The organism is Streptomyces sp. NBC_00388, assembly GCF_036061255.1.
Classification (GTDB): Bacteria; Actinomycetota; Actinomycetes; order Streptomycetales; family Streptomycetaceae; genus Streptomyces.
Genome location: NZ_CP107948.1, coordinates 5,479,821 through 5,494,195, shown reverse-complemented (window position 1 = coordinate 5,494,195; position 14,375 = coordinate 5,479,821). Strand labels below are relative to the sequence as shown.

The window sequence follows — 14,375 nt, the reverse complement described above, 5'->3', positions numbered from 1 at the left end:
TGAGAGGTACTGGTCAGATCAGACACCGCTGCCAGGATCTGCCACGGCTTCCTGCCACAGCGCCGGAAACCGCCCGGAGAATTCGGCCTCCACCCACACCAGCCGTCGTTCCAGCAGAGCCTGGCCCGCTGGCGGGACCGCCGAGGCCAGCCGCTGCAGCAGGACTCGGATCCGGGCCAGGACCATCGGCGAGTTCACCCCGGCCGCGATGACGTCGTCCAGACCGGTGCGAACGAGGTCTTCCCACGCCGGGCGCCGGACCACCACCCGCACCTGACCGTCCGGATCCGCGACCCGCAAGGGGCCCGCCCGGTGAGCGCGCTGCGCTGCGGGACCGCCGAGCAGGTCCTCCAGGCAGCCCAGGGCCTGCACGGCGGTGGCCGGATCGTTGACAGCCGGGGAGAGGGCCCGGAGTGCGATGTCAGCCAGCAGCCGGATCGCGAGCGCCGCGTCCTGGTCGAATGTCGGCGCGACGCCCGTCACGAGCGCGCCCAGCACCACAGCGTCCGGCAACACGGCGCCGTGCAGTTCGGCGAGCGCCGCCCCGTGGCGCAGGACGGACCCGGGCGGGCTGCTCAGCACGACGACTGCATCAGCGGCATGGGCGGCCTTCACCAGCCGTTCCACGTCGATCTGCTGCAGCACGGCCGGGGCGTTCGGCCAGGTGACCGTGTGGACCACTGGGGCGTTGACCGGCCCCGCGGCGGGCGCAGGTCCCGCCGCGGCGCCGTCCGGCGGGTAGAGCGCGTCGAGGGCCGCGCCGCCGCGTTCAGTGATCACGCGCAGGACGGGCGCGAGCTCGATGGAGACGAGAGCCCGCAACTGCAGGACGCGCAGCAGCGCCAGCATCGACAGAAGCAGGACCGCGGTGAGAATCGGCAGGGCGACCGATACACGTGACCGGCTGCCGATGGCCAGGGCCGCCGTGACGCAGTAGACCGTGAGCCCGATGGCGAAGGCGAAGGTCCGCCACACGATCGGCGCCTCGCGGAACAGCGTCAGGCGCGGCGTGAAGCTGGTGTGCGCCCACTGCACCACTAGGAGCAGCAGCGAGAAGATGACCGCCACCGTGCCGAGCACGCCCACGCCGAGAGCCAGCAGCATGTCGACCACCGGGCGGGCTGGAATATCGAGACCGCCTGAGATCCTCGGCACGAGCAGCCCCAGCCCCAGCCCCGCCAGCGTGAACAGCAACTGGACCAGCCCGACCCGCAGACGTCGTCTGCGGCGCAGGGGGCCGCGACGGCCGGCCACCGCCATCAGACGGGTCCGTCCCCTGGCCACCGGTCTCGTCGGCCTGGCTGACCCGAGGAACGGTCCGGCTCCCCTTCGCAGTTGTCGGAGCCATTGGCTGCCATCGGCGGTCACCGCCTCGCATCGGGGGACGAAGAAGGCCTCACCACGCGCCACACGACGCGTTCGCACTTGTCCTGCGCCGCGGCCACCTGGCCCCGGAAGCCACCCTCGCTCACCATCGGGACCGTCGAAAGCCGCATGCTCACACGACTGCCGGGCACCCTGCTCCGCGACGCGATCCGCGGCCACGCGATCCGCGCCTGCCGGTTGCTCAGTCATCACAGCCTGCCCCGGAACGGCGCCTTCCGCCAGATCAGGACGTCACCTCCCACGCCCCTGTCCGCGCGACCGTCTCGCGCCCAGCACGGCGTGCAGGCGTGCAGGCGTGCAGGCGTGCAGGCAGAGGCGTAAGGCCAACAGGCAACAGGCTTCGAGAGTCACCCCTGCGGACGCAGCTTGCCTCCCAGGCGCATACGCGCCGATCACAGGGTCTCCCACGAGGCGGAGAGGACATTCGGCCTCGGACCGGCCGGCCGCGGATCAACGGTTCCCCTGAGACGCTTCGCCGGCGCACGTATATGGGCGCAGAGCTGCGGAAGGCTGCGGCCCGAGTGATGCCGGAAGCTGCCGGGGATGGAGCCGATCAGGGCGGCGCCCAGGGAAGAACCGAGTTCCGGGGCCGAAGGCCGGATGGTTCCCGTGGCCGGCCGACGCTGCCTGCCCGCCCGCGGACGACCGGCCGGGCCGGGCCGGGCTGTCCGGGCGCCGGATGGATCAGACCGCTCCATGAGCGGCGGTCTCGGGGCGGTCTTCCGCAGCGTCAGGGAAGAGGTGCAGCCGGTGCGCCAGTGCGGCCGCCTCACCCCTCCCGGTGACACCCAGCTTGGCCAGGATGTTGGAGACGTGCACACTCGCCGTCTTGGGTGCGATGAACAGCGTCTCGGCGATCTGGCGGTTGGTGCGCCCCGCAGCGACCAGTCGCAGGACGTCCTGCTCACGGCTGGTGAGGCCGAAGTCGTCGAAGGCGCTAGGGGTCTCTCCTGGTGAGGATGCAGTGGAGTCCGAGGCCTCCGTGAGAGAGAGCCGGGCGCGCTGGGCGAGCAGTCTGATCTCCCCGGCCAGCGGGCGGGCCCCCAGCCGCTCGGCAGTGGCGTGGCTGCCGCGAAGGAGCGTCTCCGCGCGTTCCCGGCCGGAGCCGTGCGCCAGCAGGGCACCGGCCCAGTGCTGCCGCGCCTGCGCCAGCTCGTAGGGGCGTTCCAGGGGTTCCAGGGCTGCGGTGGCCGCGCTCCAGTCCTCGGGCCGGTCGAGGCCGTCGGCGCGGGCCAGTTCGGCGCTGACGAGCAGGGCGTAGGCGCTCCAGAGCGGTACGGGGGTGGCGAGTGTCTTCGCCGTCGAGCGGATGAGGGCCAGGGCCTCCAGGCGCCCCGGCCCGGCCGCCGGCAGCCCGCGGGTGTCGGCCTCGGCCGTGGCGGCGGCGAGGAGCAGGGGCCAGCCGTAGCGCTGGGTCCCGGGAGGAAAGCCGGCCGCCACCGCCCCGGCCAGCAGCTCACGGGCCTCGTTGAGCCGTCCCTGGGCGGCGAGGATCACCAGGCCGAGGCGGGCCAGGGGTATGGAGTGCTGTGGCATCGGGTCATGGGTGCCGAAGTGGGCGTGGGCGGAGGCAAGCTGCTCCGCCGCCTCGTCGTGCTCCCCGCGGAGCAGCGCCACGTCCGCCAGGCGCAGGCAGACGTTGCCCCGGGGTTTGGCACTCTGGGCGGACCGGAGCACCCACTGTGCGCAGACCGCCGCTTCGTCCCACCGGCCCAGGGCGAACAGCGAGTCGGTCATGTTGGCCCGGACCCAGGCCTCCTGGTCCTGCAGGCCGTATGTGCCCGCCAGGGCGGAACCGGCGGTCGCCACGTCGACGGCTTCGGCGGAGCGGCCGATGGCCTCCAGCTGGGACGTCAGGTTGGTGTGCGCACGGCAGGCCTCGGCGACCAGGCCGAGCTCCTTCGTCCGCTTGAGGGCGGCTTCCATGGTGGCCAGCCCGGTGCCGATGTCGCCCGAGTCGATCAGGAGGCCTCCGAGGGTGAGGCGGGCGCCCAGCTCGATCTCCTCCGCGCCGACCAGCCGGGCGTAGTCGACGGCGCATTCGGCGGCGGACAGGCTGTCGGGGCCCGGTTCGTGGAGCATGGCCCAGCCCGCCGCGGTGGCCAGGACCTGGGCGTGGACGGCCGACGGCGGCAGCCCGCGTACCAGCGCCTGGGCGTTGGCGATCTCCTGCCAGCCGTTGCCCCGGGCCAGGCTCTGCTCCAGCTTGGCCCGCTCGGTCCAGAACCAGGCGGCGCGCAGGGCGTCGTCCCCGTCGCCGTCGATGATGCGCAGGGCCTTCTTGGCGATCTTCAGGGCCCGGTCGCGCTCACCGCAGCAGCGCGCGGCGACGACTGCTTCCGCGAGGAGGTCGAGGTAGCGCACCGCGGACGGTGCGGTGGCCCCCGTTTCGAGTCCGCAGGCCGGGTAGGCGTCGGCGGAATCCATGGGACGCAGCCCGTCCCGTACATCGGCGGGCGCGCTGTCCCAGACCTCCAGCGCACGCTCCAGGAGGCGCAGTTGCTCGGAGTAGGCGTGGCGCCGGCGGGCCTCCGCGGAGGCCAGCAGCACCGCCGGCAATGCCTTCGCCGCATCGTGGGCGTAGTACCAGTAGCCGGCGAGCCGGGTGGCGCGCGCGTCGGCCCGTACGAGCGAGGGGTCGGCCTCCAGGGCCTCCGCACAGCGGCGGTTGATACGTGAGCGCTCCCCGGGCAGCAGATCGTCGCTGACGGCCTCGCGCACCAGGGAGTGCCGGAAGCGGTAGCCGCCGCCGTCCGGCGCGGCGATCAGGATGTTGGCCCCGACCGCGGCCCGCAACGCCTCGATCAGGTCGTCCTCGGACAACCGGGCCACGGCGGCCAGCAGCGGGTACTCGACGGTCGAGCCGCCCTCGGCGGCGAACCGGACCACCCGCTGGGCGTGCTCCGGCAGCGCTTCTACCCGGACCAGCAGGAGGTCGCGCAGTGAGTCGCTGATCCCGGAGGCCGAACGGGTGCCTCTGCAGACGGCCAGTTCCTCGACGAAGAAGGCGTTCCCGTCGGAGCGGGCGAATATCTCGTCGGCCAGCGAGGGTTCCGGTTCGGCGGCGAGGATGCCGGCCAGCTGGAGGCGTACCTCGGACCGGGTGAAGCGGGCCAGCTCGATCCGGCGGACCGTGCGCAGCCGGTCCAGTTCGGCCAGGAGCGGGCGGAGCGGGTGGCGGCGGTGGATGTCGTCGGCCCGGTAGGTGGCGACGACCACGAGGCGTCCCCTGCCCAGGGTCCGGAAGAGGTAGGCGAGCAGATGGCGCGTCGACGCGTCGGCCCAGTGCAGGTCCTCCAGGACCAGCACCACCGTACGGTCCGCGGCGATCCGCTCAAGAAGGCGGGAGGTCAGCTCGAAGAGCCGGGCGGTGCCGTCCTCGTGGTGCGCGTGAAGGCTGGTGTCGCCCAGTTCGGGCAGCAGCCGGGCCAGTTCGCCCTCCTGGCCCTCGACCGCCGCAGCCATCTCGCCGGGAAGGTGACGGCGCAGCTCGCGCAGCGCGGTGGAGAACGGGGCGTACGGAAGACCGTCCGCGCCGATCTCGACACAGCCGCCGACCGAGACGACGGCCCCGGCGCCGCACGCTTCTTGGATGAACTCCTCGACGAGGCGGGTCTTGCCGACACCGGCCTCCCCGCCGATGAGGAGCGCCTGCGGTTCGCCCCCTGTGGCGCGGGTGAGCGCTTCGCCGAGGGCGGCCAACTCATCGGCACGACCGACGAATACCGGGCTGACTGAGGTGAACTCCACAGCGCCGAGCATCGCACAGCGGTCCGACAGTGCGGCACCCGACGGACGGATGCCGCCACCTGCCGTCCCGCTTCCCGGCGCGGGCCCGCTTCCCGCCGTCCCGCTCGCCGGGGGCCCGCCGGCCGGCGCAGCCCCTCCGGCCGGCGGCCCGCCCGCAGCGGGGTCCATGCACAGCCGTGCGCCGGTCATCAGGCCGCGTGGACGAACCGGTCGCGCAGCGCTCTCACCGTCCCCTGCGTATCGTGCCGGCCGGAACGGCGGGCAGCCCTGCGGGCCTTCAGCGCCTGTCCGGCAAGACGGTCCGCCTCGGCACGGCGGACGAGTTCGGCGGCGTGGGCCTTCTGGAGCTCCTGCTGGATCATGGTCTTCTCCCCTGTGGCGGAAGCCGGTCGCGGCTTCCTTCGATGCCCCGACTCTCGTCGCCCAGGGGGGTCCGCCACATCGGGCGAGTGCCGCATCCTCATGGCTGAGGGGGCCTTAGGCGCTGTACGTGAGTGCTTACGTACGGCCCAAGGCCCCCCTCGGGGATGCCCTATGGGTGTCTGTCTGCCGGTCCTACTGGGCCGGAGCGGGGGTGGTGGCGGGGGCCGGAGCGCTCGGCAGGGCGGCGAACAGGTCGAAGTACATGCCGATGGCGACGATCAGGCCGATGACGGCGACGCCGACAGCGCCCCAGGCGACGGCGCGCACCCACACGGCCTGCGGCCTGACGGGCGAACTGAAGAACGGGCGGGCCAGCACGAGGGCGCCCACCACGAGTGCCAGCAGCGCGAAGACGCCGTTGACGAGCGCGGTGGTGTGCCAGGAGTCGGCGTAGACCTCATGGATCTGCTGCGACGCGCTGGCGCCCTGGGAGAGCTTCAGCTGGCCGGTCAGGGTCTCGCGCTCGGAGAGCACCTTGCCCATCCAGCTGCCGGAGAGCCCGACGAAGCCCAGTGCGGCGGCGACGACGGCGGCCGCGCCCGCGCCGATCCCGGAGCGGGCTCCGGCGGCCCGGTCCGCAGCCCGTTCGGCCTCCTGGGCTTCTTCCTCGGCTGCTGCTTCCGCCGCGACGTCGTCCGTGTCGACGTCGGTGTCCTCAGCGGTCGCCCCCGCCGCGGCCTCATCGGTCTCGGCGTCCTGCACCTTGGAGGCGGAGTCGTCGGTCGTGTCGGTCTTGGTGGTGGCGTTCATACGGCGCACGCTAGGCGGCCTTTCTGAGAGCGGGCTTAATGCTCTCTGTGCGCCTTCCACTCCGGCGCCAGGACCGACCAGACCTCGGTGTCGTGCCGGGTCCCGTGATGGCGGTGGTTCTGCCGCAGGACCCCCTCGCGCACCATTCCCAGCCGCTTCGCGACATTGGTGCTCGGGGTGTTCCCGGTCGCGGCGTGCCACTCGACACGGTGCATGCCGCGTACGTCGACGGCCCAGTCGATCAGTATCCCGGCCGCCCGGGTGATCAGCCCCCGGCCGACCCCTGCGGGCTCCAGCCAGCAGCCGACCTCGCAGCAGCCCGTTGCGGCGTCGAAGCGGGGGAAGAGCACCCCTCCGACCAGGGTGCCGTCGATCCGGATGCCGAAGATCCGGCCGCCGTCCGCGGCCTGCTTGTCCGCGTACGACTGGAGGAACGCACGCGCGGAGCCGAGGTCCCTGGCGGCATCGGCCAGCCCGATGTACTGACCGATGAACGCGCGCCCGCGCTCGATGTGGGCGAAGTACTCCTCCGCCTGCCACGGCTCCAGGAGCCCCAGCTCCGCACCGTCACCGAGCGATATCGCGAACATACTTCTCCTCCACCAGGGGTGTCTCTGTGTGCCGTGTGTCCGTGTGCCGTGCGGAAATCGTCGCACGGACACCGGGGGCGGGTGCCTCGATCCCGATATGGGGCAGCCGCCGGTCCAGCCAGCCGGGCAGCCACCAGTTGGCCCGTCCGAGCAGATGCATCAGGGCGGGGACCAGGAGGGTCCGCAGCACGAAGGCGTCGAGGGCGACAGCGGCGGCGAGGGCGATCCCGAACATGGCGATGACCCGGTCACCGCTGAGGACGAAGGCGAGGAAGACGGAGATCATGATGACGGCCGCGGAGTTGATCACACGGCTGGTCTCGGCGAGACCGACCCGTACCGCCCTGCGGTTGTCGCCGGTCTCCCGCCACTCCTCGTACATCCGGCTGACCAGGAACACCTGGTAGTCCATGGAGAGCCCGAAGAGCACCGAGACCATGATCACCGGCAGGAACGGCTCGATCGGCCCGGCTCTGCCGAGCCCCAGCAGCTCGCTCCCCCATCCCCACTGGAAGACCGCGACGACGACCCCGAAGGCGGAGGCCACGGCTGCCACATTCATCACTGCGGCCTTGAGCGGAATACCGATCGAGCGGAACGCCAGCAGCAGGAGCAGGCAGCCGAGCGCGATGACCACACCGACGAAGAGCGGGAGTTTACCGATGATCACGTCCGCGAAGTCGTCGTAGCTCGCGGTGACACCGCCGACCTCCACAGCGAGCGAGGTCCGGCTCTCGGCCCGGGGCAGGACGTCCGTACGCAGCCGGTCGACGAGGCCACTGGTCCTCTGCGACTGCGGCGCCGAGTCCGGCACGACCGTGATGAAGGCCGTATCTCCGCTGCCGTTGTAGGTGACCGGGCTCACGGACGCGACACCGGCGGTGGTACGCAGGCGGGCCGGGAGGGCGTCCAGCGCCACCCGGTCCCCCGCGCCGTCCAGCTTCGCGACCAGGGTGAGCGGGCCGTTGGCCCCGGGCCCGAATCCCTGGCCGATCAGGTCGTACGCCTTCCGGGTCGTCGAGCCCGCCGCGTTGTTGCCCTGGTCGGATGTGCCCAGGTGCAGCCCCATGGTGGGCAGCGCGAGGACCAGCATCACCGCGGCAGCCAGCGCGCCGAGCAGCCGGGGGCGCCGCTCCACGAAGGCCGACCAGCGGGCGGCGAAGCCGGTGGGCGGCTCCGGCTGCGGTCCGTGCTCGGCCAGCCGGCAGCGCTCCCGCCGGCTCAGCGCCCGCATCCCGGTGAACGACAGGAGCGCGGGCAGCAGAGTCACCGACGCGGCCACGGTCAGGCCGACGGTGAGGGAAGCGGCGATGGCGACGCCGTTGAGGAAGTCGAGCCGCAGGATGAGCATGCCGAGCAGCGCGATACAGACCGTGGCCCCGGCGAAGACAACGGCGCGGCCGGTCGTGCTCACGGCATGCGTCGCCGCGTCGGCGACGGTCAGGCCGCGCCGCAGCGCCTTGCGGTGTCTGGTCACGATGAACAGCGCGTAGTCGATACCGACGCCGAGCCCTATCAGCATGCCGAGCATCGGCGCGAAATCGGCCACGGTCATCACGTGCCCGAGCAGTCCGATTCCCGCGTACGCGGTGCCGACGCTGACCAGGGCGGTGGCGATCGGCAGCAGGCTCGCGGCGAGGGCGCCGAAGGCGAGGAAGAGGACGAGCGCGGCGACGGCGACCCCGATGGCTTCGCTGAGATGCACGCCGGTGGTCTGGGTGAGCGCGACGGCGCTGCCGCCCAGCTCGACCTGGAGCCCGTCCGCCTCGGCTGCCTTCGCCGTGTCGACCACGGCCCGGACCTGTGCTCCGGGGATCTCGTCGGACTGTGCGTCGAAGGTGAAACCGGCGTAGGCGGTATGACCGTCGGCGCTGGTCACAGGCGCTCCGACGGAGGAGATCCCGGGCAGGTCGTCGATCTTGTTCAGGGTCTGTGTCATCCGCTGGACCACACCCGACGCGCGGACACTGCCCTGTCCGGTGTGCCACACGAGGGTGTCGCTGTCGCCGCCCAGACCGTGGAAGCCCTGGTCGAGCAGGGCGGTGGCCCGCCCGGATTCGGTTCCCGGTACTTCGTAGTCGTTGGAGTACGCGGAACCGGCGACCCCCGCGGCCGCCGCCGTACCGCCGAGAGCGAGGAGCCAGAGGAGCACGGCCAGGAGGCGGTGCCTGATACACCATCGCGCGATGGCTGCCAACGGACTGCTCCCTCGGGATCGACCTGCGCGGTTCGTCGGCCTTTATCGGGAATAAACCGTAAAGAGCGCAGACCTTTGGCGCATCACTCTGTCATCGGAACGTGATCCTTTGACCGTTTCGTGGGGTTAGTCACAAGGGCTCCCGTAGCCGTAGGGTCGGGGTATGGCAGCAGATGAGGGGACCGTACGCCTCGACACCTGGATCTGGTCGGTGCGGCTCACCAAGACCCGCTCGCAGGCGGCTGCCGCCTGCCGTGCCGGTCATGCCCGCCTCAATGGCGAGCGCGTCAAGCCGGCCCACGCGGTGCAGGCCGGCGACGAGGTACGGCTGTTCCACGCGGGACGCGAGCGAATCGTCGAGGTGGCACGCCTGGTTCGCAAGCGGGTGGGCCCGCCGGTCGCGGCCGAGTGCTACGTGGACAACAGCCCGCCGCCCCCGCCCCGTGAGGCCGTGCTCGACATTCCGGTACGCGACCGGGGCACAGGACGGCCGACGAAGCGGGACCGGCGCGAGCTGGAGCAGCTGCGCGGGGACATCGGTCTGCGCTGACCGGCCCGGCACTCGCGGCGCCCGGCCGGTCCGGACGGGGGGTCGCCCGGTCACACCCCGATGACCTGCAGGGCCCCCCACAGTGCGACGGTCGACACGGCGAGTGTCGCCGGTACGGTCAGCAGGCCGAGCCGGGAGAAGGTACCCAGCTCGGGCTCCTGCCCGTAGTCGTTCATGATGCGGCGCCACAGCAGGGTGGCCAGTGAGCCGACGTATGTCAGGTTCGGGCCGAGGTTCACGCCGATCAGCGCGGCGAGCACGGGTCCGGGGCCGGCAGGGCCGACGACCGGCAGCAGGGCGAGGATCGCCGGCAGGTTGTTGATCGCGTTGGACAGGACGGCGGCGATCCCGGCGACCGCGAGGAGCGCGGGGAGTTGGGCGCCGCCCGGCAGCAACCGCCCGATCCCCTCGCCGAGTCCGTTGTCGACGACCGCCTTCACCACGACACCCAGCGCGAGGACGAACAGGCAGAAGAACGGGTTGGCGTCGCGCACCAGGCGTGGGACGGTGGTCCGCCTGCGGCGCAGTGCGCGGATCCCCAGCACCAGCACCCCGGCGAGCGCGGCCCAGACCGGTTCGGCGCCCGCGAACGAGGTGACCACGAAGCCGGCCAGTGTCAGACCGACGACGACCAGGGTGAACACCGGCATCTCGGCCTGCTCCGCCGCATCGGGCTCATGCGCGCGCCCGGCCAGATCAGCCGCGAAGAACCGGCGGAAGACGACGTACTCGACACCCACGGCTGCGAGCCACGGCACAGCCATCAGCCCGGCGAACCGGGTGAAGGTCAGACCGCTGGCCGAGAACGCGAGCAGATTGGTCAGATTGGAGACCGGCAGCAGCAGGGAGCCGGAGTTGGCCAGGTGCGCGCACGCGTAGACGTGCGGCCGGGGCCTGGCACCGACACGGGCGGCAGTCGCGAAGACCACCGGGGTGAGCAGGACGACGGTCGCGTCCAGGCTGAGTACGGCGGTGACCACGGCGGCGACGACGAAGACGCCGCCGAGCAGCCGCACCGGCTGCCCACCGCAGATCCGGGCCACCAGATCGCCCAGGGCGTCGAACAGCCCGTCGTCGGCGCAGAGCTGAGAGAGCACCAGCACGGCGGCGAGGAAGGCCACCACGGGCAGCAGGGTGCGCGTCTGGTCCCATGCCGCGGTCGGCGAGACCGCCCCCAGGAGTACCAGGAGGGCAGCAGCCGGCACGGCGGCGACGGCCTCCGGGCGGCCCTGGGGGCGGGCCACGGCGAAGGCGAGCACGCCCAGGAGCAGCGCTACGGAGAGGATCTCGGCGGGGACGGTGTTCAGAGCGTGCTCCGTGAGGGAAGCGGGCCGGGGCCGCGCCCCGGACTCCTTGTCCAGCGGATGCCGGGGGTGTGACACGCAGGCGAGGCCTGCATGTCACACCCCCGGTATCCGTGGGCCCGGGCCCGGGGCGCGGCCCCGTGCGATCGTGCGCCGGCGTCTCAGCCTTCGACGCCGAGCTTCTCCAGGATCAGTTCGCGGACCCGTGCGGCGTCCGCCTGTCCCCGGGTGGCCTTCATGACCGCGCCGACGAGTGCGCCGGCGGCGGCGACCTTGCCACTGCGGATCTTGTCCGCGATGGCCGCGTTCCCGGCGATGGCCTCGTCCACGGCGGCGCCGAGGGCACCGTCGTCGGACACGACCTTCAGACCACGCTTCTCGACGACCTCGTCCGGTCCGCCCTCACCGGCGAGCACCCCGTCGATGACCTGGCGGGCCAGCTTGTCGTTGAGGTCACCCGCCGCGACGAGCGCCGCCACCCGGGCGACCTGCTCGGGCGTGATGGGCAGCGCGGCGAGGTCGCGGCCGGTCTCGTTGGCGTTGCGGGCCAGCTCGCCCATCCACCACTTCCGGGCCTGGTCGGACGGGGCACCCGCGTCGATCGTGGCCAGGATCGGGCCGAGCGCTCCGGCGTTGAGGATCGACTGCATGTCGAACTCGGTCACGCCCCATTCCTCGCGCAGCCGGTTACGGCGCACGCGCGGCAGCTCGGGCAGTGCGCCCCGCAGCTCCTCGACCCAGTCGCGCGGGGGCGCGACGGGGACCAGGTCGGGCTCCGGGAAGTACCGGTAGTCCTCGGCGTTGTCCTTGATGCGGCCGGCCGTGGTGGAGCCGTCCTCCTCGTGGAAGTGCCGGGTCTCCTGGACGATCGATCCGCCGGAGGTAAGGACGGCTGCGTGCCGCTGGATCTCGTAGCGCGCGGCACGCTCGACCGAGCGCAGCGAGTTGACGTTCTTCGTCTCGGAGCGCGTCCCGAGCTTCTCGACGCCGTGCAGCCGCAGCGACAGGTTGACGTCGCAGCGCATCTGGCCCATCTCCATACGGGCCTCGGAGACGCCCAGCGCCTTGATCAGCTCGCGCAGCTCGGCGACGTACGCCTTGGCGACCTCGGGGGCACGCTCGCCCGCTCCCTCGATCGGCCTGGTGACGATCTCGATGAGCGGGATGCCCGCGCGGTTGTAGTCCAGCAGCGAGTGGGACGCACCGTGGATACGGCCGGTGGCACCGCCGACGTGCAGCGACTTGCCGGTGTCCTCCTCCATGTGGGCGCGCTCGATCTGCACCCGGAAGGTCTCGCCGTCCTCCAGCTGGACGTCCAGATAGCCGTCGAAGGCGATCGGCTCGTCGTACTGCGAGGTCTGGAAGTTCTTCGGCATGTCCGGATAGAAGTAGTTCTTCCGGGCGAACCGGCACCACTCGGCGATCTCGCAGTTCAGCGCGAGACCGATCTTGATGGCCGACTCGACGCCGATCGCGTTGACGACCGGCAGCGAGCCGGGCAGACCGAGACAGGTGGGGCAGGTCTGCGAGTTGGGCTCGGCACCCAGCTCGGTGGAGCAGCCGCAGAACATCTTGGTCCTGGTGCCGAGCTCGACATGGACCTCCAGGCCCATGACGGGGTCGTACGTCGCGAGGGCTTCCTCGTACGACGCGAGTTCAGTGACGGTCACGATGAGACTTTCCCTCTCAGCCCAGCAGGACGTCGTCGTCGCCCAGGCGCTTCAGTTCGCGGTAGAGGATCGCCAGTCCGGTGGCGATCGCCGCAGCCGAGATGGCGGCGTCGACCAGCCGGAGCGTGTCGTTCTCCTGGCGGGCCAGCTTGGCCTGCTTGAAGACGCTGAGTGCTCCGAAGGCGGTGGACCCCAGGGACACGTAGACGCCGGTCTTGGACTTCTTGAAATTCTTGGCCTTCTTGGTCATGGCACTCACAACGACGGAGCCTCCTCAAGCAGCGGGTGACCCCACTTTTCCACGAAGGCGGCCTCAACGGCGGCTCCGACCTTGTACAGCCGGTCGTCCTTCATAGCGGGGGCGATGATCTGCAGGCCGACCGGCAGGCCGTCCTCGGGTGCCAGGCCGCACGGCAGCGACATGGCGGAATTTCCGGCCAGGTTGGTCGGAATGGTGCACAGGTCGGCGAGGTACATCGCCATCGGGTCGTCGGCACGCTCGCCGATGGGGAAGGCGGTGGTGGGCGTCGTCGGCGAGACGATGACGTCGACCTGCTCGAACGCCGTCTCGAAGTCCCGCGTGATGAGGGTGCGGACCTTCTGGGCGCTGCCGTAGTACGCGTCGTAGTAGCCGGAGCTGAGCGCGTACGTGCCGAGGATGATGCGCCGCTTGACCTCGTCGCCGAATCCGGCTTCGCGGGAGAGCGCCGTGACGTCCTCGGCCGACTTCGTGCCGTCGTCCCCGACGCGCAGGCCGTACCGCATGGCGTCGAAGCGGGCCAGGTTGGAGCTGCACTCCGAGGGAGCGATCAGGTAGTACGCGGAGAGCGCCAGGTCGAAGGAGGGGCAGTCCAGCTCCACGATGTCGGCACCGAGCGCCTTGAGGAGCTCGACGGACTCGTCGAACCGCTGGATGACACCGGCCTGGTAGCCCTCGCCGCGGAACTGCTTGACGACGCCGACGCGCAGCCCGGCCACCGAGCCGTTGCGCGCGGCCTCGACGACCGGCGGGACCGGGGCGTCGATGGACGTCGAGTCGAGCGGGTCGTGCCCGGCGATGGCCTCGTGCAGCAGGGCTGCGTCCAGGACCGTACGGGCGCAGGGCCCGCCCTGGTCGAGGGAGGACGAGAACGCCACCATCCCGTAGCGGGACACCCCCCCGTAGGTCGGCTTGACACCGACGGTGCCGGTCACGGCCGCGGGCTGGCGGATGGAGCCGCCGGTGTCCGTGCCGATGGCCAGCGGGGCCTCGAACGCCGCCAGCGCGGCGGCGGAGCCGCCACCGGAGCCACCGGGGATCCTGGAGAGGTCCCAGGGGTTGCCGGTGGGTCCGTAGGCGCTGTTCTCGGTGGAGGACCCCATGGCGAACTCGTCCATGTTGGTCTTGCCGAGGATGACGACGTCCGCGGCCTTGAGGCGCTTGGTGACGGTCGCGTCGTACGGCGGGATCCAGCCTTCGAGGATCTTGGAGCCGACCGTGGTCGGGACGCCTTCGGTGGTGAAGATGTCCTTCAGTGCCAGTGGCACGCCGGCCAGCGGTCCGAGCTTCTCGCCGTTCGCCCGCTTGGCGTCGACCGCGCGGGCCTGTGCCAGCGCGCCCTCACGGTCGACGTGCAGGAAGGCGTTGACCTTCTCGTCGACGGCCGCGATCCGGGCCAGATGCGCCTCGGTGACCTCGACGGCCGTGAGTTCGCCGGAAGCGATCTTCTCGGCGGTCTCGGCAGCGGTGAGCTTGATGATGTTGATGTCCGTCAT

11 protein-coding genes are annotated in these 14,375 nt (G+C 71.5%); 1 reads left to right on the top strand and 10 read right to left on the bottom strand.

Annotation, left to right across the window (positions count from 1 at the left end; all coding sequences use genetic code 11):
* Window positions 1–18: 18 nt before the first annotated feature.
* The 6 genes from OG917_RS24645 to OG917_RS24620 all read right to left on the bottom strand — a co-directional run bounded on the left by OG917_RS24645 (window position 19) and on the right by OG917_RS24620 (window position 9,096).
* A complete protein-coding gene (locus tag OG917_RS24645) occupies window positions 19–1,260 on the bottom strand; it encodes a DUF2254 family protein (protein ID WP_328319787.1) in 1,242 nt (413 codons plus the stop codon).
* 810 nt (window positions 1,261–2,070) lie between these two features.
* Complete coding sequence (locus tag OG917_RS24640) at window positions 2,071–5,148, bottom strand: helix-turn-helix transcriptional regulator (protein ID WP_328319786.1); 3,078 nt, start codon at window positions 5,146–5,148, stop codon at window positions 2,071–2,073.
* Window positions 5,149–5,324: 176 nt separating this feature from the next.
* Window positions 5,325–5,498, bottom strand: coding sequence for a hypothetical protein (locus OG917_RS24635; protein ID WP_328319785.1), 174 nt, complete (start codon window positions 5,496–5,498; stop codon window positions 5,325–5,327).
* 193 nt (window positions 5,499–5,691) lie between these two features.
* The gene (locus OG917_RS24630) at window positions 5,692–6,309 is read right to left on the bottom strand and encodes a hypothetical protein (protein WP_328319784.1); all 618 of its coding nucleotides are present in this window, start codon (window positions 6,307–6,309) and stop codon (window positions 5,692–5,694) included.
* 35 nt (window positions 6,310–6,344) lie between these two features.
* Complete coding sequence (locus OG917_RS24625) at window positions 6,345–6,899, bottom strand: GNAT family N-acetyltransferase (protein ID WP_328319783.1); 555 nt, start codon at window positions 6,897–6,899, stop codon at window positions 6,345–6,347.
* A complete protein-coding gene (locus tag OG917_RS24620) occupies window positions 6,877–9,096 on the bottom strand; it encodes an MMPL family transporter (protein WP_328319782.1) in 2,220 nt (739 codons plus the stop codon). The genes OG917_RS24625 and OG917_RS24620 overlap by 23 nt, the downstream gene beginning before the upstream one ends.
* A gap of 163 nt (window positions 9,097–9,259) precedes the next feature.
* Here OG917_RS24620 and OG917_RS24615 point away from each other — a divergent pair, with 163 nt between their 5' ends.
* Window positions 9,260–9,646: an RNA-binding S4 domain-containing protein gene (locus OG917_RS24615; RefSeq protein WP_328319781.1), complete on the top strand. Its 387-nt coding sequence runs from the start codon at window positions 9,260–9,262 to the stop codon at window positions 9,644–9,646.
* A gap of 50 nt (window positions 9,647–9,696) precedes the next feature.
* On the opposite strand, the gene OG917_RS24610 is transcribed toward OG917_RS24615, so the two are convergent.
* From OG917_RS24610 to gatA, 4 genes are all read right to left on the bottom strand, one after another.
* Window positions 9,697–10,953: an SLC13 family permease gene (locus OG917_RS24610; protein ID WP_328322156.1), complete on the bottom strand. Its 1,257-nt coding sequence runs from the start codon at window positions 10,951–10,953 to the stop codon at window positions 9,697–9,699.
* A 158-nt stretch (window positions 10,954–11,111) separates the two neighbouring features.
* The gene (gene gatB / locus OG917_RS24605) at window positions 11,112–12,620 is read right to left on the bottom strand and encodes an Asp-tRNA(Asn)/Glu-tRNA(Gln) amidotransferase subunit GatB (RefSeq protein ID WP_328319780.1); all 1,509 of its coding nucleotides are present in this window, start codon (window positions 12,618–12,620) and stop codon (window positions 11,112–11,114) included.
* Between the two features lie 16 nt (window positions 12,621–12,636).
* Window positions 12,637–12,870 (bottom strand): hypothetical protein, encoded by a 234-nt coding sequence (locus tag OG917_RS24600; protein WP_328322154.1) that lies wholly within the window; start codon window positions 12,868–12,870, stop codon window positions 12,637–12,639.
* A gap of 5 nt (window positions 12,871–12,875) precedes the next feature.
* Window positions 12,876–14,375, bottom strand: coding sequence for an Asp-tRNA(Asn)/Glu-tRNA(Gln) amidotransferase subunit GatA (gatA, locus tag OG917_RS24595; RefSeq protein WP_328319779.1), 1,500 nt, complete (start codon window positions 14,373–14,375; stop codon window positions 12,876–12,878).